This is a genomic window from Actinomycetospora atypica (assembly GCF_042653685.1).
GTDB lineage: Bacteria > Actinomycetota > Actinomycetes > Mycobacteriales > Pseudonocardiaceae > Actinomycetospora > Actinomycetospora atypica.
Genome location: NZ_JBHSIV010000025.1, coordinates 51,104 through 78,085, shown reverse-complemented (window position 1 = coordinate 78,085; position 26,982 = coordinate 51,104). Strand labels below are relative to the sequence as shown.

The window sequence follows — 26,982 nt, the reverse complement described above, 5'->3', positions numbered from 1 at the left end:
TGGTGGGGGCAGGGGAACACTGTGAGTGACACCCGAACGCGACCCAGGGAGTAGTGGAGTCCGCCATGGCCGACCGCGACGTGAAGCCGACCGACGACGGCTGGCAGGTCCTCAAGAAGGGCGCCCAGCGCGCCAGCGCGAAGGCACCCACGCAGGTGGAGGCCGTCTCGCGCGCCACCGAGATCGTGGCCAAGGACGGCGGCGGCAAGGTCGTCGTCTACGGCACCGACGGCAAGGTGCGGGAGAGCCAGACCGTGAAGGCCGGCGCCGACGTCGTCGCCGAGGCGCCGAAGAACGCCGCGAAGGCCACCGCCTCGGGCGCCCGCGCCACCGGCAAGGCCGCCGCCGACAAGGCCTCGCAGACCGCGGACACGGTCGCCGCCGACGCGAAGGCGACCGGCGAGAAGGTCGCGAACCGCGCCCAGTCCTCGGCGAGGAAGGCCACCGCGCAGGCCGAGGCCGGCGCGAAGGGCGTGGCCGACGAGGCGAAGGCCGCCACGAACGGCAAGGCCGCGGAGGCCGCCGCGAAGGACGCCGCGACCATCGCGAAGACCACCGGCGGGCAGGTGGCCGAGACCACCGGGCGTGCCGGCGAGCGCATCGCGAAGGACACCGCCCGCGCCGGGAAGCGCGCGGGGCAGACGGTGGGCCAGGCAGCCGACGAGGCGGGGGAGAAGGCCGTCGAGGGGGCCGACCGCGCGGCGCGGGTCGGCGAGAACGTCGACGGCGAGCTCACCACCGTGGGCGACGACCTCGCGGGCACCATCACCAGCGCCACCGAGGCCCAGGCACGCAAGGTCGACGCCGCGATCGACGACGCCTCGCGCCAGGCCGCCGCGGCCGCCCCGTCCTACAACCCGGTGCGCATCGCCGGGCAGGTCGCGGGCTTCGCCGTCCGGACCGCGTTCAGCGTCACCGGCGCCGTCGTGTCCGCCGGGGGCCAGCTGCTCTCCGGCGCGGCGCGCAAGGCCACCGGGCGCCGCTGAGCCCGCACGACGACGGCCCCTGCACGACGGAGGCCCTGTACGACGAAGGCCCCGCTCCCGGATTCCCGGGGGCGGGGCCTTCGTCGTGTGGGGGTCGGTCAGGCGTCGACACGCACCGGGCGTCCGGCGAGCGTGGCGCGGCGCATCCCGCGGCGGTCCTCCTCGGAGGTGCCGCCCCAGACGCCGGCCTCCTGGCCGGTCTCGAGCGCCCAGCGCAGGCACGCCGTCTGCAGCGGGCAGGTGCCGCAGATGTACTTCGCGGCGGTCAGCTGCTCGGCGGCGGGGCCTTCGGTGCCGACGGGGAAGAAGAGTTCGGGGTCGTGATCGCGGCATGCCGCGCGCTCCCAGTCCATGGGTCCTGCAGTCCTTTCCTGGCTCGGTGTACTCGTGCTGGGACGGTTCGCCCCGATGGCCGTTGCTGGCCGCGACGTGTGTCGTGGTCCCGTCGTGGCGCACGCACACGTCGTGTCCCGGCGTCCGGTGTGACGCCGTGACGGGTCGATCGAGATCGGGTGCTGTCGCCGGACGTTCCGACCCGGGCGGGCGGGGCACTGGTAGCCCCGGCATCCCGGACGTCGGACGAGCCCGATCCGGTACCCGCCGCGAGGTCTCCCCCTCGGCGGTGCATCCACGGATCGACAGCGCGCTCGTCGCGCTGCCCGGCCCTCGCGGGTATCCGTGCAACGTTCCGAGCAAACGAGTCTGCTCCCGCCCGGCGGCCGGTAATCTGTGAAGTGCACCACAGATCGACCTCGTCGGACGTGATCGTCTCGCGTCGACCACTGTAGGTGCATCCGCGCCGGCCGGCGTGCACACTGACCGGTGATGCCGATGACACCGATGGTGAGCGGGGGCGGGGCATGAAGGCGATCGTCCTGGCGCTGCGCGACATCGTGGTCGTCGCGATCTGCGCCGGCGCCCTCGTGGCCTTCGTCCTGCACTACCCGGTCATCGGCGCGGTGCTCGGCGTGTTCGGCCTCTGGCAGGTGGTCCGCATCTTCAAGGGCCGGGCCAGCATCATCGGCATCGACCAGCGTTTCTACGACCGCGAGGGCAAACCGAACGTCCGCGGGTAGGTCTGCTGCCAGGATGACGCGGTGCGCTGCGCCGTCATCGGGTCCACCGGCTACCTCGGGACCCGCCTCGTCCCCCGCCTGCTGGCGCGGGGCGACGACGTCACCGTGCTCGTCCGGTCCCCGCGCAAGCTCGCCCTGTGCTCCTGGGCCGACGAGGTCGACGTGGTCCCGGGGTCCCTCGAGGACCCCGGCGCCCTCGCCCGGCTGACCGCGGGCGCCGACGTCGTCGTCCACCTGGCGCACGCCCTCGAGCGGTCCGACTTCCCCGAGCGCGACCGGGCCGCCGCCCACGCGGTGGCCGACGCGGCGGGCGCCGCGGGCGTGGGGCGGATCGTCTACCTCGGCGGCCTGCGGCCGACCGCGGGCTCGGCCTCCCGGCACCTGGCCTCGCGGGCCGAGGTCGCCGACATCTTCCTGGCCTCGGACGTCCCGACCGCCGCCCTCGAGGCCTCGATCGTCGTCGGGTCGGGCTCGGCGAGCTTCGAGATGATCCGCTACCTCGCCGAGCGCGTGCCGGTGCTGCCGGGCATCCCGTGGCTCGCCCACCGCACCCAGCCGATCGCCGTCGACGACGTCCTGCACCACCTCGTCGGGGCCACCCTGCTGCCGCCCGAGGTCGACCGCCGGTTCGACGTCGGCGGCCCCGACGTCCTGACCTACCTCGACCTCGTCCAGCGCTACGCCCGCATCGCCGGCCTCCCGCAGCGGGTCATGGTGCCGCTGCCGCTGCCCGTCCCACCCGGGGGGCCGACCGTGGCCGCCATGGCGATGGAGCTGCTCTCGCCCCTGCCGCGGGGCCTGGTCGAGCCGCTGATCGAGTCGCTGCGCCACGAGCTCGTGTGCGACCCGGTCTCGCTCGCCGACGCGGAGCGGCTGCTGGGCCGGCCCCCGGGCGGCCCGACGACCTACGGCGCCGCCGTCCGCGCCGCCCTCGGACGGCGCCGCGACGGCGTCGAGCAGGCCGACCGCGACCCGTCCGCGGCGGGACCCGACACCGACCGCCCGGCGGCCCTCGCCCTCCCGTCCGACCCCGTCGGCTCCGGCGGGGCGACCTGGCGCTGGTCGACCACCGCGCACGGCTCGGCCCCGCCCGCGACCGCGTGGGCGGCGGTGCAGCGGATCGGCGGCGACACCGGCTGGTACGCGCCGCCGGGGGTGTTCGGCGCTCTCGGGTGGGCCGACCAGCTCCTCGGCGGCGTCGGCGGGTACCGCGGTCGCCCGCACGGGCGCGACCTCGTGGTGGGCGACGTGATCGACGGCTGGCGCGTGTCGGCCCTGGCGCCGGGGGAGTGGCTGCGCCTGCGCGCCGACCTCAAGGTGCCCGGGCGGCTGTGGCTGACGTTCTTGGTGGCCGCCGACGACGGCGGGACCGCGCTGACCACCGAGGTCGCCTTCGCGCCCTCCGGGATCGCCGGCGTCGCCTACGGGGTCGGCCTGCGGGTGGGGGCCCCGCTGGTGTTCGGGCCGATGGCACGGGGGGCGCTGCGGGCCGCCGCCCGGTGAGCCCGGGCGGCTACTCCACCCGGGCCGCGCGCACCACCCCGGTGAGCCCGCCCTCGGCGAAGGCCGCGCGCTGGGCCGCGGCCCCGGTCCGCCCCGCGAGCACCCGCTCGCAGGCGTCCCGCACCGTCCGGAGGTCGCCGGCGGACAGGGACCCCTCGACGTGCTCCAGCAGCGCGTCGAGCACCTCCGTCGCCGGGGCCGCCCGGCCGGTCCGCGGATGGACGAGGACGCCCGCCTCCGGGTTGTCGCCGGGGACGCACCCGGAGCGGGCGGCCCGCCAGTGGGCGAGGCGCAGCGCCTCGACCGGCTGGTCGGGCGCCGGCTCCCCGGCGGCCCAGGCGGCCGCGGCCGTGGTGACCAGCCCCCGGGCGAGCAGCGCCACCGCCACCGCGTCGTCGACCGTGAGCGACACGTCCGCCACGCGGATCTCCACGGTGGGGAACTCGGTCGCGAGCCGGGCGTCGAAGTAGACCATCGCGTCGTCGAGGACCGTGCCGGTCGCGATCATCGCCGCCACCACCGCGTCGTAGGCCTCCACCGACCCGAACGCCCGCGTCGGCCCCGCCGACGGCCACCGCGACCACACCACCGACCGGTAGCTCGCGTGCCCGGTGTCGACGCCCCGCCAGAACGGCGAGGACGCGGCGAAGGCCCGCAGCACCGGCAGCCACGGCCCGAGGCGGTCGAGCACGCCGACGCCCTCGGCCCGCGAGGCGATCTCCACGTGCACGTGCTGGCCGTTGGTGAGCTGCGCGGTCGCCACCGCCCCGAAGCGGTCGAGGATGCGCCCGTAGCGGCCCTCCACCGACGTGGCCTCTCCCGGCGCGACCGGCGAGGTGGCGAGCGCGGCCACCGCCGCGCCCTCCTGGGCGGCCGCCCGGGCCGCCGCCGCGCGCCGCTGGTGCAGGTCGGCGGCGAGCGCGTGGGGGTCGAGGTGCGGGGTGCTGCCCGTCTCCACCTGCTCCGAGCGCATCTCGCCGTCGAGCTCCTCGTCGCGCGGGAGCACCGCCGGAGCCAGGCCGAGCGGCCGGCCGTCGTCGGGATCGACGAGCAGCAGCTCCTCCTCCACGCCCATCCGGCGCGCCAGACCGTCCATGAGCGGGGATCATCGCAGCCGGGGGAGCGGGCGAGCGGGAGGTGGGTGGCAGGTGGCGACCGAGCGGGGTGCCAGCGGTGACGGGTGGGTGCGGTGCGCGCAGGGGCACCGGCACTGGGGCCGCTACGGCGCGGCCGGGCTGCTGCTGACCGACGCCGGCGACGTCCTGCTCGCCCACCGCGTGTACTGGAGCCACCACGGCAACACCTGGGGCATCCCCGGTGGGGCGCGCGACTCGGCGGAGTCCGCGGTGCGGACGGCGCTGCGCGAGGCGGCGGAGGAGACGGGGCTCGACCCGGCCGACGCCGTCGTCGGGGACGCCACGGTCGACGACCACGGCGGGTGGAGCTACACCACGGTGCAGGTGACCCTGGCGGGGCCGCGCCCCGACCTCGCGCCGCTCGACGGCGAGGCCACCGAACTGCGGTGGGTGCCCGTGGCCGAGGTGGTGGAGCTGGAGCTCCATCCGGGGTTCGCGGCCTACTGGGCCGAACGCCTAGCGTGGTCGCATGGCAGCAACCGCACCCCCGGACCCCGGTGACTTCCTCGCCGTCGACGCCGAGCTGACCGCGGAGGAGCGCGACATCCGCGACGCGGTCCGCGACTACGCGACCGCCGAGCTCGCGCCCCGCATCAGCGAGTGGTACGAGTCGAACACCCTGCCGCGCGACATCGCGAAGGGCCTCGGCGCCCTGGGCCTGCTCGGGATGCACCTCGAGGGCTACGGCTGCGCCGGCACCAACGCCACCTCCTACGGCCTGGCCTGCCGCGAGCTCGAGGCGATCGACTCCGGACTGCGCTCGTTCGTCTCGGTCCAGGGCTCGCTCGCGATGTTCGCGATCCACCGCTGGGGCAGCGAGGAGCACAAGGAGACCTGGCTGCCGCGGATGGCGACCGGGGAGGCCCTGGGCTGCTTCGGGCTCACCGAGGCCGACGCCGGGTCCGACCCGGGCTCGATGCGCACGCGGGCGCGCCGTGACGGCGACGACTGGGTGCTCGACGGGTCCAAGATGTGGATCACCAACGGCACCCTCGCCGACGTCGCCGTGGTGTGGGCGCAGACCGACCCCGACGCGGGCTCGAAGGGGATCCGCGGCTTCGTCGTGCCGACCGACAGCCCGGGCTTCACCGCGAACGAGGTCAAGCACAAGCTCTCGCTGCGTGCCTCGCTGACCGCCGAGCTCGTGCTCGAGGGCGTGCGGCTGCCGGCCGACGCGGTGTTCCCCGACGTCTCGGGCCTCAAGGGCCCGCTCTCGTGCCTCAACGAGGCCCGCTACGGCATCCTCTGGGGCGCCGTCGGCGCGGCCCGCTCGTGCTTCGAGGCGGCGCTGTCCTACGCGATGGACCGGGAGCAGTTCGGGCAGCCGATCGCCGGGTTCCAGCTGACCCAGCGCAAGCTCGCCGAGATGGTGGTCGCGGTCAACCAGGCCTCGCTGACCGCCGCGCGGATCGGCCGGCTCAAGGACGCCCACGAGCTGCACCCGGCGCAGGTGAGCTTCGGCAAGATGGCCAACGTGCACGCCGCGCTCGACGTCGCCCGCACGGCGCGGACCGTCCTCGGCGGCAACGGGATCACCCTCGAGTACCCGGTGTTCCGGCACATGACGAACCTCGAGACGGTGCTGACCTACGAGGGCACCGAGGAGATGCACACGCTGTCGATCGGCCAGGCGCTGACGGGGCTCGCGGCCTTCCGCTGACGCCCCGACCGCGGGCTAGTCGAGCGGGGCGCTGACCGTGCGGTCGCGCCCCGCCCGCTTGGCCTCGTAGAGCGCGGCGTCGGCGGCGGCCGTGAGGTCGTCGACCGAGTTGGCCGGGCGCGTGCAGGGGGCGCAGCCGATCGAGGCGGTCAGCCCGCGCACCCGCGAGGCCTTGCCGCCCGGCCCGGTCACGGTGATGTCGATCTCGCCGATGCGCGCCCGCAGCCGCTCGGCGGTCACGGCGGCGCTCGTCGGGTCGACCCCGGAGAGCAGCACGACGAACTCCTCGCCCCCGAAGCGCCCGACCGCGTCGTAGGCGCGGACCCCCGCCGAGAGCGCGGCCGCGACGGCCCGGAGGACCTCGTCGCCGACGAGGTGGCCGTGGGCGTCGTTGACGGCCTTGAACTCGTCGAGGTCGACCATGAGCACGGCCAGGCCGATGTCGTGGCGCCGGGCCCGGACCAGCTCCTTGGCCGCGACCTCGGCCCACGCGGCGCCGTTGGCGAGGCCGGTCTTGGTGTCGGTGCGGGCGGCCTGCCGGAACTGGTCCACGAGCACGCCCCGGTGCAGCATGATCACGGGGACGAGCAGGATCGGCACGAGCCACGGCGAGGCCGCCGCCAGGACCGCGAGGGTGGCCCCGAGGGCGAGGGCGCCGAGGCCGAGCAGCGTGTCGGCCGGGCTCGACAGGTGCCGGCGCAGCGCCCGGTCCGACGACATCAGCAGCAGGATCCCGACGACGAGCCCGTGGTTGACCGCCCACCGCACGCAAGCCGCGGCGGCGATGAGCACGAGCCCCGACGGGCCCGCCGCGACCCGCAGCAGCGTGTCGAGCTGCACGTGCGGGACGAGCAGGGCGGCGACCGCGGTCGCGAGCACCACCGTGGCCCACGAGAAGATCCACTTGTGGGGCGCGGAATGGTGCCGACCGTTGCGGACCCACCAGTAGGCGAACGTCGCGCAGACCAGCACCAGCGTCGGCCCCGCCGGGGTGAGCAGCAGCCCGGCGAAGGTCCACATCGACTTGAGGTCGATGAACGGCCGGTCGACCTTGGAGATCCGGATCCGTTCGATGTGGCGGGCGGCCTCCGCGTGCACCACGGCGCCGAGGAACAGCAGGCCGGCCACGGTCCACCCCTCGTCGGACCGGGCCGTGGTGAGCGACAGGACGATCACGACGACGGCCGCGAGGTCGATGACCAGCACGTAGGCGAGCGGGAGGCGCGGCAGCGTCCACAGGGACCAGCGTCGCGGCGAGAGCCCGGACCGATCGTCACGCACGGTGCTCTTCGCGGGCGACCGGCCGGGGGGCCGTGTGCTCGCGTCCGTCACGTTCTGTTGCCTCCGGGGACAGGCAGGGCTGAGGGCACGGCGCACGCGCCGACCACGGAACCGTACCGCGACGTCCCCGGATCGGGGCCGGACCGCCCCCCATTCGTGGCATCTCACCTGGATGGTTGACGCCCAGTCGTCGTCTGGTGACCCATAGCCACAACGTTCACGATGGATCTCGTCCGTCGGTCGCGCTCCGTGGCATTTCTCTCGGAGCGTCCGATCTCAAGTGTCACTCACTGTGATGGACAGAGCTGTCGTCACCGGAACGAAGGAGCCCTCGATGCGCCCCGACTCCCACTGGAACCGCCGCGACTCGCACTGGAACCGCGACTCGCACTGGAACCGGGACTCGAACCGGAGCTTCGACTCGCACTGGAACCGTGACTCGCACTGGAACCGCGACGTCCACTGGCGCTGACCTCGCGCGAGGCCGTCACGTGGCCCCGACCCCCTCTGAGGGGTCGGGGTCGTCGTGTGTCCGGGCCCCCTCGGCACCGTCCTGTGCCCTCCGCCACGCGCCGGCGGCCAGCAGCGCGACCACGACCCCCGCGGCCCCGCCGACCGCGACCGCCGTCGACGGCGAGCTGCCCTGCGCGACGAGCCCCGCGAGCAGGACGCCGAGCCCCTGGGTCACGCGCAGGGCCGTCACGGCCAGCCCGAAGGCCTGGCCCCTCCGCGCGTCGGGCACCGCCGCGACGAACGCCGCGTTCGCCGGCACCTGGTAGGCGCAGGCGAGCCCCGAGACCACCCACGCCGCCACCAGCACGGGCAGCGGCGGGCCGAGGGCCGAGACGACCAGTGGGACGCACGACGCGACCGCGAGCGGTCCGAGCAGGCGCGGTCGCCGCCCGGGCCGGACGAGCCGGGTCAGCAGGACGATGCCAAGCGCCTGGCCCAGGGGGTTCGCCGCGAGCAGGAGTCCGACGGCGGCCGTGCCGGCGCCGAGCTCGGCCGCGTACGGGGCGGCGAGGCCCTCGACGGTCACGACGAACGCGGAGACGCACGCCAGGCCGATGAGGGAGCGCAGGCGCGGGTCCCCGCCCACCACCCGGGCCCCCGCCGCGACCCGCGCGAGCTCGCGGCGCCACGCGGCCACCTCGTCGTCGGGACGCTCCTGCGGCGCCTGCTGCTCCGGGACCCCGAGGCGCAGGACGACCGCCGAGACGACGAACGTGGCGGCGTTCGCGGCGAGGGCAGGGGAGACCCCCACGGCGGCCACCAGCGGGCCGCCGAGGGCGAAGCCGAGGACCTGGGCGCTCTGGTAGGTCGTGCCCATCACCGCGGCCCCCGCCACGTACCGGTCGCCCGGGAGCAGGTGCGGCAGGATCGCCGACCGGGCGGCGAGGAACGGCGCGGCGAGCATCTGCACGGCCACCAGCAGCACGACGAGCGCCGGCAGCGGCATCCCTGGGACGGCCATCACCGCGACGAGGCCCGCGCGCGCCAGGTCGGTCACCACCATCGTCGTCCGGCGCGGGAAGCGGTCGGCCAGGCCGGAGAGCAGCGGGCCGGCGACGAGGTCGGGCAGGAACGTCAGCGCGTAGGTCAGCGCCGTCAGCGCCGCGGACGAGGTGCGCTCGAAGACCAGCACCGACAGGGCGACGCGGGCGACCTGGTCGCCGAGGACCGAGAGCAGCTGGCCGACCCAGAGGCGGCGGAACGCCGGGACGGCCAGGGCGTCGGTGAAGGTGGCGCCGTCCCCGTCGTGATCGGCCTCGTCGTGATCGCCCCCGGTCATCGTCCGTGGACGCTAAGCGACCGCGCGGCCGTGATCCAGGGCGCGACACGCCGAAGGTGGGGGGCCACTGGCGTACCAGGGGTCCCACAGGGCACACTCCTCCGCGGTTGCACACCGCGCTTGCGGAACGGGCACGAGGACGTTGGGGAAGACGCTTCTCGTCTCGACCCGGAGGTCAGCAGTGAGCACCCGTGGCGTGGTCTACGTCCACTCGTCGCCGCCTGCGGTGAATCCGCACGTCGAGTGGGCCATCTCGGGCGTCCTGGACTCCCGTGTCGTACTGGACTGGTCCGTGCAGGGCGCGGCACCGGGCCAGATGAGGGCCGAGTGTTCGTGGACCGGTCCTGTCGGTACTGCAGCGCGCCTGGCGAGCGCCCTCCGTGCCTGGGGCATGCTCCGGTTCGAGGTGACCGAGGAGCCCAGCCCGGGCACCGACGGCGAGCGCTTCAGCCACGTGCCCGGACTCGGGCTGTGGCACGGGCGCACCAGCGCCAACGGCGACGTGGTGATCGGCGAGGACCAGCTGCGCTCGGCCATGGCCGCCGCGCGGCGCACCGGCCCCGACGCCCTGCACCACCGCGTCGACGAGCTCCTCGGCCGCCGCTGGGACGACGCCCTCGAGCCCTACCGCTACGCCGGCGACGGTGCCGCCGTCGGGTGGCTGCACCAGGTCGGCTGATCGGCCCGTGCTGGCAGAGTGCTCCGCATGACCCGGCACGCGCTCCTGCGCCCCGCCGTGCTCGTCCCGCTGGCGCTGGTGCTGCTGCTCGTCGGCCTCGGCGTCGTCGGGGCACTGCTCGCGGACCGGGCGGCCGCGACGGCCCGTGGCGCGCTGGGCGACACCGGACCGGCCCTGGCCGGGGTGACCCTGCCCGAGGACGGCTCGGCCGGGTCCCCGACGGTCGCGCTCTCGCCGACCGCGGCCGAGTTCCCCCGCGCCGCCGAGATCCGCGACCTCGTCCAGCGCCAGGTCGACGCCCGCAACACCGGCGACTACGCGGCCTGGGTCGCCACCTCGTCGGCCTCCTCGGCCGCCACCGTGTCCTCGGCCCAGTTCGCCGAACGGAACCGCAGCGTGCGTGTCGGGTCGGTGATCCTGCGCCGGATCGACCCCGTCGGCGGCGGCGAGTACGTGGTGCCCACCGGGTGGGTCACCACCCAGGACCCCGCCACCGCGCCGCCCGACGTCCCCGCGGCCCGGCTCTGCTGGCAGGTGTCGACCACCGTGGTCACCGAGCGCGGGGAGCTCCGCGTGGTCGACCCGATGGCGGGGAGCTCGCTGCGCACTCCATGTGCCTGACGGCTCGTGAGCACTTCGAGGGCCTATAGGCCCTCGAAGTGCTCACACGCGCGGCAGCGCACAGCCTCGCCGTCCCAACGGAGCTGCTTGAGTCGACGCGCGACCAGGCAGGTCACGTGGCAGGCGGCCTCGTGCACCTCCTCATAGCCGAAGGTCAGTCGTGCCCGGCCCTCGAGCTCGGCGGCGTTGTCCCGAGCCCGGTCGGAGCGGGCCGTTCTCTTGTTGGCGTGGGAGATGAAGCCGTCGAGTCGCACTGTGAGGGTCCCGCCCGGCATGTCGTACTCGATGTCCTCGTACCGGTTGGTCTCCTCGACGCGCCGATGGACCTGGCGTCGGCCCACCGGCAAGCCGTGCGCCAGCTCGACCCGCTGTGCGTACTCGGCCTCGAGGACCGACCCGATCCCCTCGAGGAGCAGCTTCGCCGCCGCCAGGAGCGCCTTGGCGTAGCGCCGTGGCTTCCTCAGCTCCAGGCTCTCGACGATCCTCGCCGCGTCGACACGGGCGGCCGCAGCGCCCGCCGTCAGCACCCGCATCCCCTCACGGGCGTCGGGGGCCTCGACGGCCAGGTCGATCAGCGTCACCACCTTCGAGGTCACGGGTGGGACGGCGTTCTGCAGCGCGATGTGGGCGAAGGCCCGGCTCCGATGGATCACGAGGCCGTCGCACCCGCGCGCCGAGGAACCGTAGGGCACCGTCACGTGGACAGGTCCGCCGGACGAGCCGCCGCGCAGGCCCAGGACCGCCGCAGCCGTCGCATGACTGAGCAGGGCGGCCCCGGGGACGAACAGCAGAGCCGCCTGTCGCCACATCTCCGGGGTCGGCTCGCCCGTGACGAGGGCATAGGTACCGCGGAAGAGCGGCTTCCAGCGCTGCGCGGCGACGTTCGCCCGCACGACGTCCTTCGTCAGCCCCTGCCCCAGGATCTGCCCCAGGCTGACCACGTTCCCCTGGTCACGCCTCAGCCGTTGCCAGTCATCCAGCTCGTCCACACCGGCTTGGAGTCACCGGCCGGCGGTTCGGTTCCGGGTGAGTACTCGTGAGCACTTCGAGGGCCTATAGGCCCTCGAAGTGCTCACGAGACGAAGTCACAGAGGAATGTTCCCGTGGTGCCCCCGGCCCGCGGGGGCGGAGGCGAGGGCCTCGACGAGCTTGGTGCGCGACTCGCTGGGGTCGATGACCTCGTCGACCACGCCGATCGCCAGGGCCCGGGCGACCCCGCCGGCGGTGCGCTCGTGCTCCTCGGCCAGGCGGGTGTGCAGGGCCTCGCGCTCCTCCTCGGGGGCGGCGGCGAGCTGCTTGCGGGCGAGGATCCCGACCGCGGCCTTGGCGCCCATGACGGCGACCTCGGCGTCGGGCCAGGCGAACACCGCGGTCGCGCCGAGCGACCGGGAGTTCATGGCGATGTAGGCGCCGCCGAAGGACTTGCGGGTCACCAGCGTCACCCGCGGCACGGTGGCCTCGGCGAAGGCGTGCAGCAGCTTGGCGCCGCGGCGCACCACGCCGTCCCACTCCTGCCCGACCCCGGGCAGGTAGCCGGGCACGTCGACGATGACGACCAACGGGATGCCGAACGCGTCGCACAGACGCACGAAGCGGGCCGCCTTCTCCGCCGAGGGGGAGTCGAGGCACCCGCCCAGGCGGATCGGGTTGTTCGCGATGACCCCGACCGCGCGACCGCCGAGCCGGCCGAACCCGGTGACGATGTTCGGGGCGTAGCGGACCTGCAGCTCCTCGAAGGGCGACTCGCCCTCCGGGGCCGGGTCGAGCAGCTCACGGAGCAGCGGGTGCACGTCGTAGGCGCGCTTCTTCGCCTCGGGCATCAGGGCGCGGAGGTCGGTCGAGCGGGTCTCGTGGACGTCGAACGAGCCGGGGGAGGCGAAGAACCCGGTCAGGCGCCGGGTGCGGACCATGGCGTCGGCCTCGGAGTCGGCGACGACGTGGACGACCCCCGAGCGCTTGCCGTGGGCGTCCTGCCCGCCGAGGCCCTCGGCGTCGACCTTCTCCCCGGTGACGGACTTGACCACGTCGGGCCCGGTGACGAACACCCGGCCGGCGGGGGACATCACGACGACGTCGGTCAGCGCCGGCCCGTAAGCCGCGCCACCCGCGGCCGGGCCGAGCACCACGCTGATCTGCGGGACCCGCCCCGACGCCCGCACCATCGCCGCGAACACCTGCCCGACCGCGTCGAGCGCCTCCACGCCCTCGGCGAGGCGCGCCCCGCCGGAGTGCCAGAGCCCGATCACCGGGCAGCGCAGCCGGAGCGCGGTGTCGATGGCCTCGACGATGTGCCGGCAGCCCTCGGAGCCCATCGCCCCGCCCATCACCGAGCCGTCGGTGATGTAGAGGACGACCCGCGCGCCGTTGATCCGCCCGTGCGCCGCCATCGCCCCGGAGGTGTCCGGCGGCCGCAGCGGCGAGAACGTGCCCACGTCGACGAGCGCCGCCCCGCGCACGAACGGCGAGCGCGGGTCGAGCTCCTGGTCCTGCGGCAGCGCCGCCGGGACCGGCGGCGCCGACACGGAGCGGGTGTCCGGGCGTGCCTCGAGTGCGGTCATGCGGGTCTCCTCGGTACTCACGGCCGGGCACCGCCGGTCGGCGGGTCCCCGTCGCGGTGGGTGGGGGACGGTTCCGTCACGGGTCGGCGGGACGGAGCGTCGGTGAGGCTGCTGGACGGCGGGTCGAGAACGCCCGGACGCTCAGGCGGGAGTGACGGCGAGCGAGACGTTGTGCCCTCCGAAGCCGAAGGAGTCGTTGATCGCCGCCTCCAGCGGGACCTTGCGCGCCTCGCCCGACACCACGTCCAGCTCGACCTTCTCGTCGAGGTCGGACAGGTTCGCGGTGGGCGGGACGATGCCCTCGCGGACCGCGAGGATCGTGGCGATCGCCTCGACCGCGCCGGCCGCGCCGAGCAGGTGGCCCAGCGAGCCCTTGGGGGCGGTGAGCACCGGGTGGTCGCCGATCGCCTTGCGGACCGCGACGGTCTCGGCGACGTCGCCGACCGGGGTCGAGGTCGCGTGGCAGTTGACGTGGCCGACGTCGGAGGGCTCGAGACCGGCCGTGCGCATCGCCGCGGCGATCGCGCGGGACTGGCCGTTGCCCTCCGGGTCGGGGGCGGTGATGTGGTACGCGTCGGCGGTGGTGCCGATGCCGGCGATGCGCCCGTGGACGGTGGCCCCGCGCGCGGCGGCGAACTCCTCGCGCTCGAGCACCAGCATCCCGGCGCCCTCGCCGAGCACGAAGCCGTTGCGCTTCACGTCGAAGGGTCGCGAGGCGAGCGACGGGTCGTCCCAGTCGTGCGCCATGGTGCGGGCCTGGCAGAACCCGGCCAGGGTGATGGGGGCGATGCACGCCTCGGCGCCCCCGGCGACGACGACGTCGACCTCGTCGGCCTGCAGCATCCGCCAGGCCCAGGCGATGGCCTCGGCGCCGGACGCGCACGCGGAGACGGGGGCGTGGATGCCCGCGGCGGCCCCGAGCTCCAGCCCGACGTGGGCGGCGGGGCCGTTGGGCATGAGCATGGGGATCGTCAGGACGGCGACCTTGCGCAGGCCCTGCTGCTCGAGCAGGTCGTCCTGGTTGAGCAGGGTGGTGGCCCCGCCGATGCCGGTCCCGACGACGACGGCGAGGCGCAGGCCGTCGACCTTCGACGTCCCGCCGTCGGTGGCGGGGTAGTCCCCGAGGTCGGCGTGCTGCCACGCCTGGCGGGCCGCGATGATCGCGACCTGCTCGGAGCGGTCGAGCCGGCGGAGCTCGACCCGCTTGAGGATCTCGGCGGGCTCGACGGCGAGCTGCGAGGCGAAGTCGACCGGCAGCTCGTAGCGGGCGTACTCCTCGGCCAGCGGGCGCACCCCGCTGCGGCCGGCCAGGAGGCCGTCCCAGGTGGACTGCACGTCTCCGCCGAGCGGGGTCGTCGCACCCATCCCGGTCACGACGACCCCCCGGCCGGCAGCGCTCACGAGTGCGAGGAGATGTAGTCGACGGCGTCGGACACCGTGGTGAGCTTCGCGAGCTCGTCGTCGGGAATCTTGACCCCGAACTTGTCCTCGGCCTGCACGGCGATCTCCACCATCGAGAGCGAGTCGATGTCGAGGTCGTCGACGAACGACTTCTCCGGGGTCACCTCGGAGGCGTCGACGCCGGCCACCTCCTCGACGATGCTCGCGAGGTCGGGGAGGATCTCTTCCTTGGAAGCCACGTGGCTCCTTTCCTTCAGGGGTGTGATGGGGCGACGCTAGGGCAGGACGACGACCTGGCCGCCGTACGACAGGCCGGCGCCGAACCCGACGAGCAGCGCGACGTCGCCGGAACGGACCCGGCCCGCGGCGCGCATGTGGTCGATCGCCATGGGGATCGACGCCGACGAGGTGTTGCCGGAATGGACGATGTCGTCCGCGACGACGAGGTCGTCGCGGGCGCCCTGCGACCGGAGCTTCTTCGCGATCGCCTCGACGATGCGCAGGTTCGCCTGGTGGGGCACGAGGACGTCGATGTCGGCCGGGGTGAGCCCGGCCCGCTCGACGGCCTTCAGCGCGACCGGCGCGATCTTCGTGGTGGCCCAGCGGAAGACCGCCTGGCCCTCCTGGCGCAGGTAGTTCTGCTCGTCGATGCCGATGGTGGTGACGAGGTCGCCGGCCGCGCCCCAGGCGACCGGGCCGACCCCGACGTCCTCGGGGCGCTCGGCCGGTCCGAGGACCGCGGCACCCGCGCCGTCGGCGAAGATGATCGACGTCGACCGGTCCTCGAGCTCGATCCAGTCGGTCAGCTTCTCCGACCCGACGACGAGGACGTGCCGTGCGCTGCCCGACCGGATCATGTCCGAGGCGACCGCGGTGCCGTAGCAGAACCCGGCGCACGCGGTGTTGATGTCCATCGCGCCGATGCCGTTGACCCCGACGCGGTCGGCGAGCTGCGCGGCGGCGTTCGGGATCGGGGTGGGCATCGTGCAGGTGGCGACGATGACGGCGTCGAGGTCGGTGGGGGAGACCCCGGCGTCGGCCAGGGCCTTCGAGCCGGCGTCCGCGCCCATCGACACCACCGAGTCGGTCTCGGCGGCGAAGCGGCGCTCGACGATCCCCACCCGGCTGCGGATCCACTCGTCGTTGGTCTCGACGTGCTGCGCGAGCTCGTCGTTGGTGACCACGCGGTCGGGCTGGGAGCTGCCGAGGCCGAGCAGCCGGGCGCCCGCGATCGGCTCGGGCTGGCGCAGCAGCACACTCACGAGGCCCCCTGCAGGAGTTCGACCGCGGCACCGAGGTGCTCGGGCGTGGAGACGTTGACGGTGCCGGTGCCCTTGATCTGGCGCTTGACCATGCCGGTCAGCGTCCCGGCCGGGGTCAGTTCGACGACCGCGGTGACGCCCGCGTCGCGCAGGGTGTCCATGCAGGCGTCCCAGCGGACCGAGAGCGTCACCTGGGCGACCAGCCGGTCGAGCATGTCCGACCCGCTGGTGACCACGGCGCCGTCGGCGTCGGAGAGCAGGGCGAGCGCGGGATCGGCGGGCGCGAGCTCGTCGCGGTGCTCGGCGACCCAGGCCGCGAGGGCCTTCTCCGCCGGCTCCATGAAGCGCGTGTGGAAGGCGCCGGCGACGGCGAGCGGGCGGACCCGGGCCCCCTCCGGCGGGTCGGCGGCGAGCGCCTCGATGTCGGCGGTGCGCCCGGCGGCGACGACCTGGCCGGCGCCGTTGCGGTTGGCGGGCTCGAGGTCGCGGGCCTCCAGCGCGGCCAGCACGGTGTCGGCGTCGCCGCCGAGGACGGCGGCCATGCTCGTCGCCTCCGCGGCGCACGCGGCGGCCATCTCGCGGCCGCGGACCGCGGCGAGGGCGACGGCCTGCTCGGGCGCGAGCACCCCGGCGAGCGCAGCGGCGGCGAGCTCGCCGACCGAGTGCCCGGCGACGTGGGTGCCGGCCGGGAGGAGGCCCGCGCGCTCCCGGATGGTCGAGCTCCGCTGCGCTCCGTCTCCCGCGAGCTCCGCCAGCAGGGCCTCACCCGAGAGCAGGGCACTGGCGACCAGCAGCGGCTGGGTCACCGCGGTGTCGGCGATCGCCTCCGCGTCGGCCTCGGTGCCCAGGTGCTCGAGGTCGAGCCCCGCGGCCTCGGAGAAGCCCGCAAGGCGCTCCCGGACGCCGGGCCGCTCCAGCCACGGGCCGAGCATCCCCGGCTTCTGGGCGCCCTGACCGGGCGCGAGGATCGCGATCACAGGCCGTACTCCACCATGTGCAGGTTGCTGGCAGCAGGCGTCCGGGTGACGAATCCTCGCCGGGGTTCGTTGTCGGGTTCCTACAACGAGCGGTCCTGACGACGAGGCGCTTCGGAATCGATTGAGAGTCCGGTTGCCGGGACGTGACCGTTCCGAGACTCCGTCGTCGCAGGTCAGCCGACCGTCGCGGCAGACGGCGGAGCGGCGGCCGCCCCCAGCCGGTCGAGCGCGATGGCCATACGCAACAACGCCGACCCGCGCGCCTCCCCGGGGTGCGCGCCGGTGAGGTCGGCCACTCGCCGCAGGCGGTAGCGGACCGTGTTGGGGTGCACGAACAGCGACCGGGCGCAGGCCTCGAGCACGCCCGCGTGGTCGAGGTAGGCCTCCACGGTCTCCACGAGCGAGCCCCCGGCCTCGCGCAGGGGGCGGGCCACGTCGGCGACGAGCGCCTCGACCGCGGTGCGGTCGCCGGCCAGCACCCGCTCGGGGAGCAGCTCCTCGGCCGACACCGGCCGGGGCGCCGCGGGCCACGCCGCCACGGCCCGGTGGCCGGCGAGGGCCCGGGCGGCGGAGCGGTGCGCGTGGAGCAGCCCGTCGACGACCGGGCCCGCCACCACCGGGCCCGGGCCGAAGGCGTCGGCGAGGGTGAGCGCGGCCCGGGACTCCCCGCGCAACGGCGAGCCCGGCCCCTCGGGGAGATCGGCGGCCCGGGGCGCCCCCGGGTCGTCCGCCGCCGTCCCGCCGCGGCCCGCCTCCGCCGACATGATCATCAACAGGTGCGGGCCGTGGGCCCCGAGGAGCACCGAGACCCCCGCCCGGTAGGCCGCGCGACGCACCCCGTGCAGCGGGTCGGGGCCCGTGGGGACGGCGGCCTCGGGCGGGTCGCCGACCAGCACCATCGCCCGGGCCGCCGGGTCCCAGCCGAGGGCGGAGGCGCGGGAGAGCACGGCGCCCTCGGAATCGCGGTCGGCCCGGATCACGGAGTCGACCACCAGGGCCTCGAGCCGCGCGTCCCAGGCGCCCCGGGCCTCGGCGGCCGAGGCGTAGACGGTGGCCGCGGCGAACGCGACCTCCCGCCCGAAGCGCAGCACCGCCGTGACGAGGACGGCCTTCTCCGCCCGGGTCCCCGCCAGCGCGGGGATGCGCTCCTCGAAGACCTCGGTGGCGATCCGGACGAGCTCGACGGTCTGGCGCAGCGTCATCCGGCGCGCGAGGTCGGGCGGGGCGCTGCGGAAGGCCTCGGCGGTGAGCCGCGGCGTGGCGTCGGGGTCGCGGAGCCAGGTGACGAAGTTGGCGGCGCCGAGCTGGGTGACCATGAGGACCCCGGCGCGCTGCTCGGCGGTGAGCCGGGCGAACCACGGCAGCCGGTCCGACATCTCGGCCACCCCGGCCCCGGCCACCCCGCCGGTCGCGAGCTCGAGACGGCGCAGCGTGGCGTCGGAGACGCGGGGACGGCTCAAGTCCCGCACCCCCTCGTCGTCATCGGAGCTCGATGATCAGCGTAGGCCCCCGGAACGAGGAACGGGGCCCCGGCCGGCGATGCCGGCCGGGACCCCGTCCCGTGTGTTCGGACGCTGCTTACAGCGGCGTGACCTGAACGGCCTGCAGGCCCTTCTGGCCCTGCTCGACGTCGAACGAGACGCGCTGCCCCTCGTCCAGGGACCGGAATCCGCGGGACTGGATCGCCGAGTAGTGGACGAAGACGTCAGCCCCACCACCGTCGGGAGCGAGGAAGCCGAAGCCCTTCTCGCTGTTGAACCACTTGACGGTGCCTTCTGCCATTCCTGCTCCTCATACCTATGTCCCGGGGGCAACGTGAGCCCCCGGCCCTTCGAGCCGCCGCCGGAGCGATGTACTCCAACCGCCGGACCCGCCGGCTTCCCCGTTGGCTACGAGGTGGACCGTGCGGTCGGCGACAGCCTAGCGGCACACCCCCTGGTGGAAACCAGTCCCGATCCCGAGAAAGTCACCGCGCGATCACGGGCGGAATCGGTTCACGCCACCCCGCTGTCCGACTCCTGCGGACCGGCCGCCTGGGGGTCGTGGATCTGGTAGCGCGCGGCGGCGTCCCGCACCGTCGACTGGTCCACCTCGCCGCGGCGCGCGAGGGCCGCGAGGACCCCGACGACGATGTTCTCCGCGTCGACCCCGAAGTGCCGCCGAGTGGCGGGGCGGGTGTCGGACAGGCCGAACCCGTCGGTGCCGAGCGTGGTGTAGTCGCCCGGCACCCAGGGGCGGATGAGGTCGGGGATGGCGCGCATCCAGTCGCTGACCGCGACCACCGGGCCGGCGGCCTCCTGGAGCACCGAGGTGACGTAGGGCGTCAGCGGCTCGAGCTCGGGGTGGGCCTGGTTGTGCCGCTCGCACTCCACGCCGTCGCGGCGCAGCTCGCCGTAGGACGTCGCCGACCACAGGTCGGCCTGCACGCCCCACTCGGTCGCGAGCATCTCCTGCGCCTTCTGCGCCCACGGCATCGCGACCCCGGAGGAGAGGATCTGGGCGCGCGGCCCCGGCCCGCCGGGCGCCTGGGCGTAGCGGTAGAGCCCGCGCAGCAGGCCGTCGACGTCGATCCCGTCGGGCTCGGCCGGCTGCCGGTAGGGCTCGTTGTAGACGGTCAGGTAGTACATGACGTTCGGGTCGCGGTTCGCCGGGGCGGTGCCGGCCTCCCCGTCGGACTCCTCGCCGAACATCCGCTCGAGGCCGTCGCGCACGATGTGCCCGATCTCGAAGGCGAACGCCGGGTCGTAGGCCACCACGGCGGGGTTGGTCGCCGCGAGCAGGTGCGAGTGCCCGTCGTTGTGCTGCAGGCCCTCGCCGACGAGCGTGGTGCGCCCTGCCGTGGCCCCCAGCAGGAAACCGCGGGCCATCTGGTCGGCCGCCGCCCAGAGCCCGTCGCCGGTGCGCTGGAAGCCGAACATCGAGTAGAAGATGTAGATCGGGATCATCGGCTCGCCGTGCGTGGCGTACGACGTCCCCACCGCGGTGAACGACGCCACCGACCCGGCCTCGTTGATGCCCTCGTGCAGCAGCTGCCCGGTCTCGGACTCCCGGTAGGCCAGCAGCTGCTCGGCGTCGACCGAGGTGTAGAGCTGCCCCAGCGGGTTGTAGATCTTGAGGTTGGAGAAGAACGAGTCCATGCCGAACGTGCGGGCCTCGTCGGGAATGATCGGGACGACCCGCTTGCCGATCTCGGCGTCGCGCGTCAGCTCCTTCACCAGCCGGACGAACGCCATCGTCGTGGCGATCTCCTGCTTGCCCGAGCCGCGGCGCACGACGTCGTAGACCTTGTCGCCGGGCAGGACGAGCGGCTTGTTGCGCAGCCGGCGCTCGGGGGCCGGGCCGCCGAGCTGGCGGCGCCGGTCGAGCATGTACTCGATCTCGGGGGCGTCCTTGCCGGGGTGGTAGTACGGCGGCAGGTAGGGGTCGCGCTCGAGCTCGGCGTCGCTGATCGGCACGCGGACCTCGTCGCGGAAGGTCTTGAGGTCCTGCAGGGTCAGCTTCTTCATCTGGTGGGTCGCGTTGCGGCCCTCGAACGTCGGGCCGAGCGTGTAGCCCTTGATCGACTTCGCCAGGATGACCGTCGGACGGCCCTCGTGCTCCATCGCGGCCTGGTAGGCGGCGTAGACCTTCCGGTAGTCGTGCGCGCCCCGCTTGAGGTTCCAGACGTCGGCGTCGGAGAGGTCCTTGACGAGCTCCTTCGTCCGCGGGTCGCGGCCGAAGAAGTGCTCGCGGACGTAGGCGCCGTCGTTGGCCTTGTAGGTCTGGAAGTCGCCGTCGGGCGTGGTGTTCATCAGGTTGATCAGGGCGCCGTCGCGGTCGGCGTGCAGGAGGCGGTCCCACTCCCGGCCCCAGATCACCTTGACGACGTTCCAGCCGGCGCCGCGGAAGAACGACTCCAGCTCCTGGATGACCTTGCCGTTGCCGTGCACCGGCCCGTCGAGGCGCTGCAGGTTGCAGTTGATCACGAAGGTCAGGTTGTCGAGACCCTCGGCCGCGGCCACGTGGATGGCCCCGCGCGACTCCGGCTCGTCCATCTCGCCGTCGCCCAGGAAGGCCCACGTGTGCTGCTGGGAGGTGTCCTTGAGCCCGCGGTTGTGCAGGTAGCGGTCGAAGCGCGCCTGGAAGATCGCGTTGATCGGCCCGAGGCCCATCGAGACCGTGGGGTGCTCCCAGAACCACGGCATGAGCCGCGGGTGCGGGTAGCTCGGCAGGCCGCCGCCGGGGCCCGCGTGCGAGAGCTCCTGGCGGAACCCGTCGAGGTGCTCGGCGCCCAGGCGGCCCTCGAGGAAGGCGCGGGCGTAGATGCCGGGGGAGGCGTGGCCCTGGATGTAGAGGTGGTCGCCGCCGCCGGGGTGGTCCTTGCCGCGGAAGAACCAGTTGAAGCCGACCTCGTAGAGCGACGCCGCGGAGGCGTAGGTGGAGATGTGCCCGCCGACGCCGACCCCCGGCCGCTGGGCGCGGTGCACCATCGCCGCCGCGTTCCACCGGATCCACGCGCGGTAGCGGCGCTCGGTCTCCTCGTCGCCCGGGAACCAGGGCTCCTGGTCGGTGGGGATCGTGTTGACGTAGTCGGTGGAGAACAGGCTCGGGACCGCGACGCGCCGCTCGCGGGCGCGCTGGAGCAGCTGGAGCATGAGGTAGCGGGCGCGCTGCTGGCCGCCCGCGTCCAGCACCTGGTCGAACGACTCGATCCACTCGGCGGTCTCGTCGGGGTCGATGTCGGGCAGGTGGGTGGAGAGGCCGTCCCGGATGACGTGGACGCGGGAGTCGCGCGAGCCGCGGTCGTCGGCCCGCTGCGAATCGTTCTGCGATGACACCTGCTGCTGCTCCTCGTCGTCAGTCGTGACACCCGCCGTCGGGTAGGGACGCGGCCTGTCCGAACCGATTCTGCCCGGGGGATCACCGCCGGGGGCCCCATCGTCGCCCCCGGACGTTCCCCCCGTCATCTCTACCCGCGAGTAGACGGGAGTGGTGGTGGGCAGCCCCGTCACGGACTCGTCACGAGGCGGGCCGCGTGGCTGGTTGCGCACGGCACGTCCGCCGTGTTCGCTGTCCGTCACGGCGGACGCCCCACGGGGCGTCGGCACCAGGGGAGATGACACGGAGGAGGGACCGGAGACGTGGTCGCGGCCGCGGGGGACACCGACGGCAGCCGGAGCGACATCGCCGGCAAGCTCGGGGTCGAACCGGGGATGATCGTCCAGGAGCTCGGGTGGGACTCCGACGTCGATGACGTCGTCCGATCCGCCATCGAGGAGCGGGCCGGCGAGGATCTCCTCGACGAGACCGCCCAGGAGGTCGTCGACGTCGTCGTGATGTGGTGGCGCGACGACGACGGGGATCTCGTCGACGCCCTCATGGACGCGCGCTCGCCGCTCGCCGAGACCGGCGTGGTGTGGGTGCTGACGCCCAAGACCGGTCACGCCGGGCACGTCCAGCCCTCCGACATCGCGGAGGCCGCGCCGACGGCGGGCCTGTCGCAGACCTCCAACGTGAGCATCTCCGACGGCTGGGTCGGGACGCGGCTGGTGCCGCCGAAGTCGGGGAGCAAGGGCAGGCGGTGACGGCGGCCGGCTGACGCCCTCGACGGGGTTCCCGTCGCTAGGGTGAGGCCGCACCAGCCACACACCCCTGAGGAGAACGCGCGCCATGACGGTCGAGGTGGGCTCGAAGGCCCCCGAGTTCACGCTCAAGAACCAGGACGGCCAGGAGGTCTCGCTCTCGGACTTCCGGGGCAAGCAGGCCGTCCTCCTCGTCTTCTACCCCTTCGCCTTCTCCGGGATCTGCACGGGCGAGCTCTGCTCGGCCCGCGACGAGCTCCCGTCGTTCCAGAACGACGACGTGCAGCTCCTCGGCGTCTCGGTGGACACCACGTGGTCGCTGAAGGCCTGGGCGACCCAGGAGAACTACCAGTTCCCGCTGCTGTCGGACTTCTGGCCGCACGGCGCGGTCGCGGAGAGCTACGGAGTCTTCTCCGCCGACCTCGGATTCGCCTTCCGCGGCACCTTCCTCATCGACTCCGAGGGCATCGTGCGGTTCGCCGAGCACAACGGCCCCGGCGACGCGCGCGACCAGCAGGGCTGGAAAGACGCGATCGAGGAGCTCAAGGCCTCGGCCTGACAGCTCGACCCCCTCACGACGGGCCCCGGGTAGCGTTCCCGGGGCCCGTCGCGGGCGCGTAGCTCAGCGGGAGAGCAACGGCCTTACAAGCCGTCGGTCGCAGGTTCGAATCCTGCCGCGCCCACCACGGTCCGGCCGCGGCGTCAGGCCGAACCGACCGCCCCGGCGAGCCGGTCGAGAGTCCCGGTCATCTCGGCGGTGCCGACGAACGGGCACAGCGCGGCGAAGTTCGGGTCCGCGACGCCCGACCAGTCGTAGGTCTGGGTCACGTCGGTGACGCCGTCGTGCTCCTCGAGCTCGTAGGCGTAGTAGTGCCCGCCGACGGTGACGCCCGCGAGCTTGGGCGCGAGCTCGCAGTCGGGGTCGAGGTCGGGAGCCCAGCCGATCCGGCGGTCGGGTTCGAAGTCGGTGACGGTGTTGAACGTCCGCCACGGGCCCAGGTCGTCGCGGAACATCCGCATCGCGAACACCTGGCCGACCCCGGTGACCCGGTCGCTGTCGCTGCCCTGCAGCAGGCCCGACCCGTCGATCGCCACGTGCTCCCGTGGATCGCTGAGCAGGGCGAAGACGCGCTCCGCGGGCGCCTCGATCGTCCTGGTGACCTGCAGTCGCGTCTCGCTCATGGTGGCTCCCCGTCGCCGTCCGTCACCGCTGCCGCGGTCTCACCCTCACGGTGACCCGGTCGGCCGCATCGGACAACGCTCTGCGTCACCTCGTCCCCGAACACCGCAGTGCGCTCACTCCGGCGGAGCAGCCGTGCCCGGGCGGGACGTAGGCTCGACGCCGTGACTCGCGCCGGGACGGTCTGACCCCGGTGCCGCGCACCGGTTCCGGGGCGAGGTTCACGACGGCGTCGGTCGCGCTCGTCGCGGTCTGCGCCGCCGCCGGGGTCCCGGCCCCGCTCTACGTCGTCTACGCGCAGGCCTACGGCGTCTCGACCGTCGCGCTGACCGGCGCCTTCGCGATCTACATCGTCCCGCTGCTGATCGCGCTCCTGTGCTGCGGGAGCCTGTCGGACCACCTGGGGCGCAAGCGGGTGGCCGTGCCCGCGATCCTCGTCGGCGCGGCCGCGTGCCTGGTGCTCTCCACGGTCGACTCGGCGGGGCCGCTCATCGCCGGACGCGCCGTGCAGGGACTCTCCGTCGGGCTCGCGCTCAGTGCCCTCGGGGCCTTCGTCGTCGACCTCGTGCCCGCGACGCGCCCCGGGCTCGCCGGGGCCGTCACCTCCGGGGCACCGCCCGGCGGGATCGCGCTCGGCGCCCTCGCCTCGGGCGCGGCGGTGCAGCTCGCGCCCGAGCGCGCGCCCGTCGTGTCGTTCCTGGTGACGGCCGGGATCCTCGCGGCGGCCGCGGTGGCCGTCGTGTTCCTGCCCGAGACCGTGCGGCGGGGACCCGGGGCCGTCCGCTCGCTGCGTCCCGTGGTCCGGGTCCCGACGACCGCGCGGGCCGTCTTCCCCGCGGTGTGCCTGCTGGTGGCCGGGACCTACGTGCTCGGCGGCTTCACCCAGGCGCTGGCCCCGTCGCTGGCGGTCTCGGTCCTCGGCCGCCACGACCTGTTCTCCGGCGCGCTCGCGGTCGCGGTCTACCACCTCGCCGGGCCCGTGGCCGGGATCGCGGCGAGCCGGCTGCGGGCCACGCACGCGCTGACCGGCGGCGCCGCGGTACTCGTCGGGGGGATCCTCGGCTTCGTCGCCGCGATCGCGGCGGGGAGCTTCGCCGCCTACCTGGCCGCCGCCGTCGTGGCCGGGGCGGGCTTCGGGGTCGCCTTCGCCGGGGCCATGCGGGTGCTGCTCGACCGCAGCCCCGAGGGCGCGCACGCCGGCACCCTCGCCGCGATCTACCTGTACTGCTACCTCGCGGCCGCGGTGTCGAGCCTGCTGGCCGGGGTGGCCGTCGAGGTCTGGAGCCTCGCGCCGGTGGCGGTGGGTCTGTGCGGCGTGGTCGTGGTGATGGTGGCCGTCGGCGCGATCGGGTCCATGGTCAGGATGCGCACGGCCTGACAGGGTGAGCCGCCGACACCCGAGCCCGTAGGTGGGAGCCCCCGATGACCGACCAGATCGCCGACCACTACGAGCGCCTGGCCCCCTCCTACGACGATCACTGGACCTACGACCCCGAGTACGTCCGCCAGTTCTCCCGCGCCATCACCGGCGCGCTGCGCCTGACCCCCTCGGACGCGATCGCCGACATCGGGTGCGGCACCGGTCTCTACACGCGCCAGATCGCCGAGGACGTCCAGCCGCGGCGCCCGGTCCTCTGCGTCGACCCCAGCACCGCGATGCTCGACCGGGTCCCGGCCCTGTCGTCCCTGCGCCCGGTCCTCGCGAGCGCCGAGGACGTCGCCTCCGGGCGGGTCTCGCTCCCCGACCCCGGTCCGCTCGACGCGATCGTCGTGAAGGAGGCGATCCACCACGTGGCGGACCGCGCGGCGACGATCCGAGGCCTGGCGGGGCTGCTCTCCGACCACGGCCGGCTCCTGGTGGTCATGCTCCCGACGACGATCCCGCACCCGCTGTTCGCCGCCGCCCACGACCGCTTCGAGGAGCTCCAGCCCGACCCGGCGGAGATCGAGGAGGCCCTCGCCGCGGCGGGGCTGCGGACGTCGCTGACCCACCGGACCTTCCACGTCGCGGTCGACCGGGAGCGCTACGTCCGGATGCTCGAGTCGCGGTACATGTCGGTGCTCGGCGAGTTCTCCGACGACGAGCTCGCCGAGGGGGTGGCCCAGTTCAAGCACGCCTACCGGGAGGACCCGGTGCTGCGCTTCGACGACCACTTCGTGTTCCTCAAGGGGTCGGTCACGCGGGCGTAGCGCCGGCGCTCACGGGCGGACCTCGTAGACGTCGTTGAACGGCGTGCCGGTCGCCAGCCGGAACCGGGTGAACCCCGCGGCCTCGACGACCTCGCGCAGCGCCGGTTCGCCGGCCTGGGCGCCGAGAGCGCGCTCCCCGCTCTGGGACAGGGCGTTGGGGACGCACAGGAGCGAGGAGAAGTTGTAGTACAGCCGGCCACGGGGGTGGTAGTTCTCGGCCGGGGTCCCACCGGCGGCCGGTTCGACGAGCAGCCAGCAGCCCTCGGGGGCGAGGGCCTCGCGGACGTGCCGGGCGGCACCGACCGGATCGCCCATGTCGTGCAGACAGTCGAAGGTGGTGACCAGGTCGTAGTCCCGCCCCGAGAAGGTCTGGGCGGAGGCGACCTCGAAGGTCACCCGGTCCTCGACCCCGGCGGCGGCCGCGCGCTCGCGGGCGAGGGCGATCGAGCCCGCGTGGTAGTCGGAGCCCCGGACGGTGGTCGCCGGGTAGGCACCGGCCATGATCACGCTCGAGGCACCGAGCCCGCACCCGAGGTCGGCCACCCGGCCTCCCGCGCGCAGCCGGTCCTCGACCCCCTCCAGCGCGGGGATCCAGCTCGTCGTCAGGGACGCCAGATAGCCGGGGCGGAAGAACGCCTCGCACCCCAGGAACACGTCCTCGTCGTGCTCGTGCCAGCCCATCCCGGTCCCCGTCCGGAACGAGTCGGTGATCCGGGGCTCGGCCCGGAGGGCGCCGAGGGCGAGCAGGAAGGCGCCCGGGAGATACACCGGACCGTCGGGGTCGGTGAGACAGAACGCCTGGGTGGCGTCGAGGTGGAAGCGGCCGGTCGCGGCGTCGTGCGTGACGTAGCCACCGGCCGCCTGACCGTGGAGCCACTCGGCGACGGGCCGGGTACGGGTGCCGGTGCGGGCGGCCAGCTCGTCGGGGGTCGCCGGTCCCTCGGCGAGGGCCCGGTAGAGGCCGAGGCGGTGACCGATGACGACGCCGGCCGCGGCGGCCGTGGCCCCGAGGTCGGTGACGAAGCGGCCGAGGAACGCGTCGAGGGCGTCCTGGTCGGGCATCGCGGACGGGGCGGTGGTGGTGTCGGTGGAGGACATGGGGGCTCCTGCGGGTCGGGA

At 74.3% G+C, this 26,982-nt stretch carries 27 protein-coding genes and 1 tRNA gene; 13 read left to right on the top strand and 15 right to left on the bottom strand.

The features are described 5' to 3' along the window. Positions 1 to 65 precede the first annotated feature (65 nt). Entirely contained in the window at positions 66 to 986 is a 921-nt protein-coding gene (locus ACFPBZ_RS20865) for a DUF2188 domain-containing protein (protein WP_378038031.1), read from the top strand. A gap of 98 nt (positions 987 to 1,084) precedes the next feature. Here ACFPBZ_RS20865 and ACFPBZ_RS20860 read toward each other — a convergent pair whose 3' ends face one another. Next, the gene (locus tag ACFPBZ_RS20860) at positions 1,085 to 1,339 is read right to left on the bottom strand and encodes a WhiB family transcriptional regulator (RefSeq protein ID WP_378038030.1); all 255 of its coding nucleotides are present in this window, start codon (positions 1,337 to 1,339) and stop codon (positions 1,085 to 1,087) included. Positions 1,340 to 1,846: 507 nt separating this feature from the next. On the opposite strand from ACFPBZ_RS20860, the gene ACFPBZ_RS20855 reads away from it, so the two are divergent. Then, positions 1,847 to 2,062 (top strand): hypothetical protein, encoded by a 216-nt coding sequence (locus ACFPBZ_RS20855; protein ID WP_378038029.1) that lies wholly within the window; start codon positions 1,847 to 1,849, stop codon positions 2,060 to 2,062. 21 nt (positions 2,063 to 2,083) lie between these two features. Further along, entirely contained in the window at positions 2,084 to 3,565 is a 1,482-nt protein-coding gene (locus ACFPBZ_RS20850; protein ID WP_378038028.1) for a DUF2867 domain-containing protein, read from the top strand. A 10-nt stretch (positions 3,566 to 3,575) separates the two neighbouring features. Here ACFPBZ_RS20850 and ACFPBZ_RS20845 read toward each other — a convergent pair whose 3' ends face one another. Continuing rightward, the gene (locus ACFPBZ_RS20845; RefSeq protein ID WP_378038027.1) at positions 3,576 to 4,661 is read right to left on the bottom strand and encodes a carboxylate-amine ligase; all 1,086 of its coding nucleotides are present in this window, start codon (positions 4,659 to 4,661) and stop codon (positions 3,576 to 3,578) included. 52 nt (positions 4,662 to 4,713) lie between these two features. On the opposite strand from ACFPBZ_RS20845, the gene ACFPBZ_RS20840 reads away from it, so the two are divergent. Continuing rightward, complete coding sequence (locus ACFPBZ_RS20840) at positions 4,714 to 5,202, top strand: NUDIX domain-containing protein (RefSeq protein ID WP_378038026.1); 489 nt, start codon at positions 4,714 to 4,716, stop codon at positions 5,200 to 5,202. After that, positions 5,171 to 6,361: an acyl-CoA dehydrogenase family protein gene (locus ACFPBZ_RS20835; protein ID WP_378038025.1), complete on the top strand. Its 1,191-nt coding sequence runs from the start codon at positions 5,171 to 5,173 to the stop codon at positions 6,359 to 6,361. The genes ACFPBZ_RS20840 and ACFPBZ_RS20835 overlap by 32 nt, the downstream gene beginning before the upstream one ends. A gap of 15 nt (positions 6,362 to 6,376) precedes the next feature. Here the strand turns inward: ACFPBZ_RS20835 and ACFPBZ_RS20830 are convergent, their stop codons facing one another. Continuing rightward, positions 6,377 to 7,642, bottom strand: a complete 1,266-nt coding sequence (locus ACFPBZ_RS20830; protein WP_378038024.1) for a GGDEF domain-containing protein — start codon at positions 7,640 to 7,642, stop codon at positions 6,377 to 6,379. A gap of 334 nt (positions 7,643 to 7,976) precedes the next feature. Between ACFPBZ_RS20830 and ACFPBZ_RS20825 the strand changes: the two genes are divergently transcribed. Beyond that, positions 7,977 to 8,114 (top strand): hypothetical protein, encoded by a 138-nt coding sequence (locus ACFPBZ_RS20825; protein WP_378038023.1) that lies wholly within the window; start codon positions 7,977 to 7,979, stop codon positions 8,112 to 8,114. Between the two features lie 15 nt (positions 8,115 to 8,129). On the opposite strand, the gene ACFPBZ_RS20820 is transcribed toward ACFPBZ_RS20825, so the two are convergent. Continuing rightward, complete coding sequence (locus ACFPBZ_RS20820) at positions 8,130 to 9,434, bottom strand: MFS transporter (RefSeq protein ID WP_378038022.1); 1,305 nt, start codon at positions 9,432 to 9,434, stop codon at positions 8,130 to 8,132. Between the two features lie 181 nt (positions 9,435 to 9,615). Between ACFPBZ_RS20820 and ACFPBZ_RS20815 the strand changes: the two genes are divergently transcribed. Together ACFPBZ_RS20815 and ACFPBZ_RS20810 are read left to right on the top strand one after the other, a co-directional pair. Then, complete coding sequence (locus ACFPBZ_RS20815) at positions 9,616 to 10,113, top strand: DUF3145 domain-containing protein (protein WP_378038021.1); 498 nt, start codon at positions 9,616 to 9,618, stop codon at positions 10,111 to 10,113. Positions 10,114 to 10,140: 27 nt separating this feature from the next. Continuing rightward, complete coding sequence (locus tag ACFPBZ_RS20810; RefSeq protein ID WP_378038020.1) at positions 10,141 to 10,734, top strand: hypothetical protein; 594 nt, start codon at positions 10,141 to 10,143, stop codon at positions 10,732 to 10,734. 23 nt (positions 10,735 to 10,757) lie between these two features. On the opposite strand, the gene ACFPBZ_RS20805 is transcribed toward ACFPBZ_RS20810, so the two are convergent. From ACFPBZ_RS20805 to aceE, 9 genes are all read right to left on the bottom strand, one after another. Next, positions 10,758 to 11,675: a hypothetical protein gene (locus ACFPBZ_RS20805; RefSeq protein WP_378038019.1), complete on the bottom strand. Its 918-nt coding sequence runs from the start codon at positions 11,673 to 11,675 to the stop codon at positions 10,758 to 10,760. Between the two features lie 144 nt (positions 11,676 to 11,819). After that, complete coding sequence (locus ACFPBZ_RS20800) at positions 11,820 to 13,292, bottom strand: acyl-CoA carboxylase subunit beta (protein ID WP_378038018.1); 1,473 nt, start codon at positions 13,290 to 13,292, stop codon at positions 11,820 to 11,822. A gap of 141 nt (positions 13,293 to 13,433) precedes the next feature. Next, on the bottom strand, positions 13,434 to 14,693 hold the full coding sequence (locus ACFPBZ_RS20795) for a beta-ketoacyl-[acyl-carrier-protein] synthase family protein (RefSeq protein WP_378038017.1): 1,260 nt from the start codon (positions 14,691 to 14,693) through the stop codon (positions 13,434 to 13,436). Beyond that, on the bottom strand, positions 14,690 to 14,932 hold the full coding sequence (locus tag ACFPBZ_RS20790; RefSeq protein WP_018331414.1) for an acyl carrier protein: 243 nt from the start codon (positions 14,930 to 14,932) through the stop codon (positions 14,690 to 14,692). The genes ACFPBZ_RS20795 and ACFPBZ_RS20790 overlap by 4 nt, the downstream gene beginning before the upstream one ends. A gap of 36 nt (positions 14,933 to 14,968) precedes the next feature. Next, positions 14,969 to 15,955, bottom strand: coding sequence for a beta-ketoacyl-ACP synthase III (locus tag ACFPBZ_RS20785; protein WP_378038016.1), 987 nt, complete (start codon positions 15,953 to 15,955; stop codon positions 14,969 to 14,971). Then, a complete protein-coding gene (locus ACFPBZ_RS20780; RefSeq protein ID WP_378038015.1) occupies positions 15,952 to 16,932 on the bottom strand; it encodes an ACP S-malonyltransferase in 981 nt (326 codons plus the stop codon). Before ACFPBZ_RS20780 ends, ACFPBZ_RS20785 begins: the two co-directional genes overlap by 4 nt. A gap of 173 nt (positions 16,933 to 17,105) precedes the next feature. Continuing rightward, positions 17,106 to 18,392 (bottom strand): PucR family transcriptional regulator, encoded by a 1,287-nt coding sequence (locus ACFPBZ_RS20775; RefSeq protein WP_378038014.1) that lies wholly within the window; start codon positions 18,390 to 18,392, stop codon positions 17,106 to 17,108. Between the two features lie 118 nt (positions 18,393 to 18,510). Next, the gene (locus ACFPBZ_RS20770; protein ID WP_378038013.1) at positions 18,511 to 18,714 is read right to left on the bottom strand and encodes a cold-shock protein; all 204 of its coding nucleotides are present in this window, start codon (positions 18,712 to 18,714) and stop codon (positions 18,511 to 18,513) included. A gap of 212 nt (positions 18,715 to 18,926) precedes the next feature. Beyond that, the gene (gene aceE / locus ACFPBZ_RS20765) at positions 18,927 to 21,749 is read right to left on the bottom strand and encodes a pyruvate dehydrogenase (acetyl-transferring), homodimeric type (RefSeq protein ID WP_378038012.1); all 2,823 of its coding nucleotides are present in this window, start codon (positions 21,747 to 21,749) and stop codon (positions 18,927 to 18,929) included. 303 nt (positions 21,750 to 22,052) lie between these two features. On the opposite strand from aceE, the gene ACFPBZ_RS20760 reads away from it, so the two are divergent. The 3 genes from ACFPBZ_RS20760 to ACFPBZ_RS20750 all read left to right on the top strand — a co-directional run bounded on the left by ACFPBZ_RS20760 (position 22,053) and on the right by ACFPBZ_RS20750 (position 23,179). Continuing rightward, a complete protein-coding gene (locus ACFPBZ_RS20760) occupies positions 22,053 to 22,496 on the top strand; it encodes a DUF3052 domain-containing protein (protein WP_378038011.1) in 444 nt (147 codons plus the stop codon). 85 nt (positions 22,497 to 22,581) lie between these two features. Continuing rightward, positions 22,582 to 23,052: a peroxiredoxin gene (locus tag ACFPBZ_RS20755; RefSeq protein WP_378038010.1), complete on the top strand. Its 471-nt coding sequence runs from the start codon at positions 22,582 to 22,584 to the stop codon at positions 23,050 to 23,052. A gap of 52 nt (positions 23,053 to 23,104) precedes the next feature. Next, positions 23,105 to 23,179 (top strand) — tRNA-Val (locus ACFPBZ_RS20750). Positions 23,180 to 23,195: 16 nt separating this feature from the next. Here the strand turns inward: ACFPBZ_RS20750 and ACFPBZ_RS20745 are convergent. Continuing rightward, positions 23,196 to 23,675, bottom strand: a complete 480-nt coding sequence (locus ACFPBZ_RS20745; RefSeq protein ID WP_378038009.1) for an SRPBCC family protein — start codon at positions 23,673 to 23,675, stop codon at positions 23,196 to 23,198. Between the two features lie 191 nt (positions 23,676 to 23,866). Between ACFPBZ_RS20745 and ACFPBZ_RS20740 the strand changes: the two genes are divergently transcribed. Then, positions 23,867 to 25,051, top strand: a complete 1,185-nt coding sequence (locus ACFPBZ_RS20740; RefSeq protein ID WP_378038008.1) for an MFS transporter — start codon at positions 23,867 to 23,869, stop codon at positions 25,049 to 25,051. A gap of 44 nt (positions 25,052 to 25,095) precedes the next feature. Beyond that, a complete protein-coding gene (locus tag ACFPBZ_RS20735) occupies positions 25,096 to 25,863 on the top strand; it encodes a class I SAM-dependent methyltransferase (protein WP_378038007.1) in 768 nt (255 codons plus the stop codon). A 9-nt stretch (positions 25,864 to 25,872) separates the two neighbouring features. Here the strand turns inward: ACFPBZ_RS20735 and ACFPBZ_RS20730 are convergent, their stop codons facing one another. Further along, positions 25,873 to 26,961 (bottom strand): class I SAM-dependent methyltransferase, encoded by a 1,089-nt coding sequence (locus ACFPBZ_RS20730; RefSeq protein ID WP_378038006.1) that lies wholly within the window; start codon positions 26,959 to 26,961, stop codon positions 25,873 to 25,875. Positions 26,962 to 26,982 lie beyond the last annotated feature (21 nt).

Excerpts from the sequence above, each read along its gene's own strand:
- ACFPBZ_RS20730 (WP_378038006.1), bottom strand. The coding sequence starts at position 26,961 with ATGTCCTCCACCGACACCACCACCGCCCCGTCCGCGATGCCCGACCAG.
- ACFPBZ_RS20755 (WP_378038010.1), top strand. The coding sequence starts at position 22,582 with ATGACGGTCGAGGTGGGCTCGAAGGCCCCCGAGTTCACGCTCAAGAAC.
- ACFPBZ_RS20820 (WP_378038022.1), bottom strand. The coding sequence starts at position 9,434 with ATGACCGGGGGCGATCACGACGAGGCCGATCACGACGGGGACGGCGCC.
- ACFPBZ_RS20865 (WP_378038031.1), top strand. The coding sequence starts at position 66 with ATGGCCGACCGCGACGTGAAGCCGACCGACGACGGCTGGCAGGTCCTC.
- ACFPBZ_RS20845 (WP_378038027.1), bottom strand. The coding sequence starts at position 4,661 with ATGGACGGTCTGGCGCGCCGGATGGGCGTGGAGGAGGAGCTGCTGCTC.
- ACFPBZ_RS20835 (WP_378038025.1), top strand. The coding sequence starts at position 5,171 with ATGGCAGCAACCGCACCCCCGGACCCCGGTGACTTCCTCGCCGTCGAC.
- ACFPBZ_RS20810 (WP_378038020.1), top strand. The coding sequence starts at position 10,141 with ATGACCCGGCACGCGCTCCTGCGCCCCGCCGTGCTCGTCCCGCTGGCG.
- ACFPBZ_RS20800 (WP_378038018.1), bottom strand. The coding sequence starts at position 13,292 with ATGACCGCACTCGAGGCACGCCCGGACACCCGCTCCGTGTCGGCGCCG.
- ACFPBZ_RS20860 (WP_378038030.1), bottom strand. The coding sequence starts at position 1,339 with ATGGACTGGGAGCGCGCGGCATGCCGCGATCACGACCCCGAACTCTTC.
- ACFPBZ_RS20770 (WP_378038013.1), bottom strand. The coding sequence starts at position 18,714 with ATGGCAGAAGGCACCGTCAAGTGGTTCAACAGCGAGAAGGGCTTCGGC.
- ACFPBZ_RS20855 (WP_378038029.1), top strand. The coding sequence starts at position 1,847 with ATGAAGGCGATCGTCCTGGCGCTGCGCGACATCGTGGTCGTCGCGATC.
- ACFPBZ_RS20735 (WP_378038007.1), top strand. The coding sequence starts at position 25,096 with ATGACCGACCAGATCGCCGACCACTACGAGCGCCTGGCCCCCTCCTAC.
- ACFPBZ_RS20745 (WP_378038009.1), bottom strand. The coding sequence starts at position 23,675 with ATGAGCGAGACGCGACTGCAGGTCACCAGGACGATCGAGGCGCCCGCG.
- ACFPBZ_RS20825 (WP_378038023.1), top strand. The coding sequence starts at position 7,977 with ATGCGCCCCGACTCCCACTGGAACCGCCGCGACTCGCACTGGAACCGC.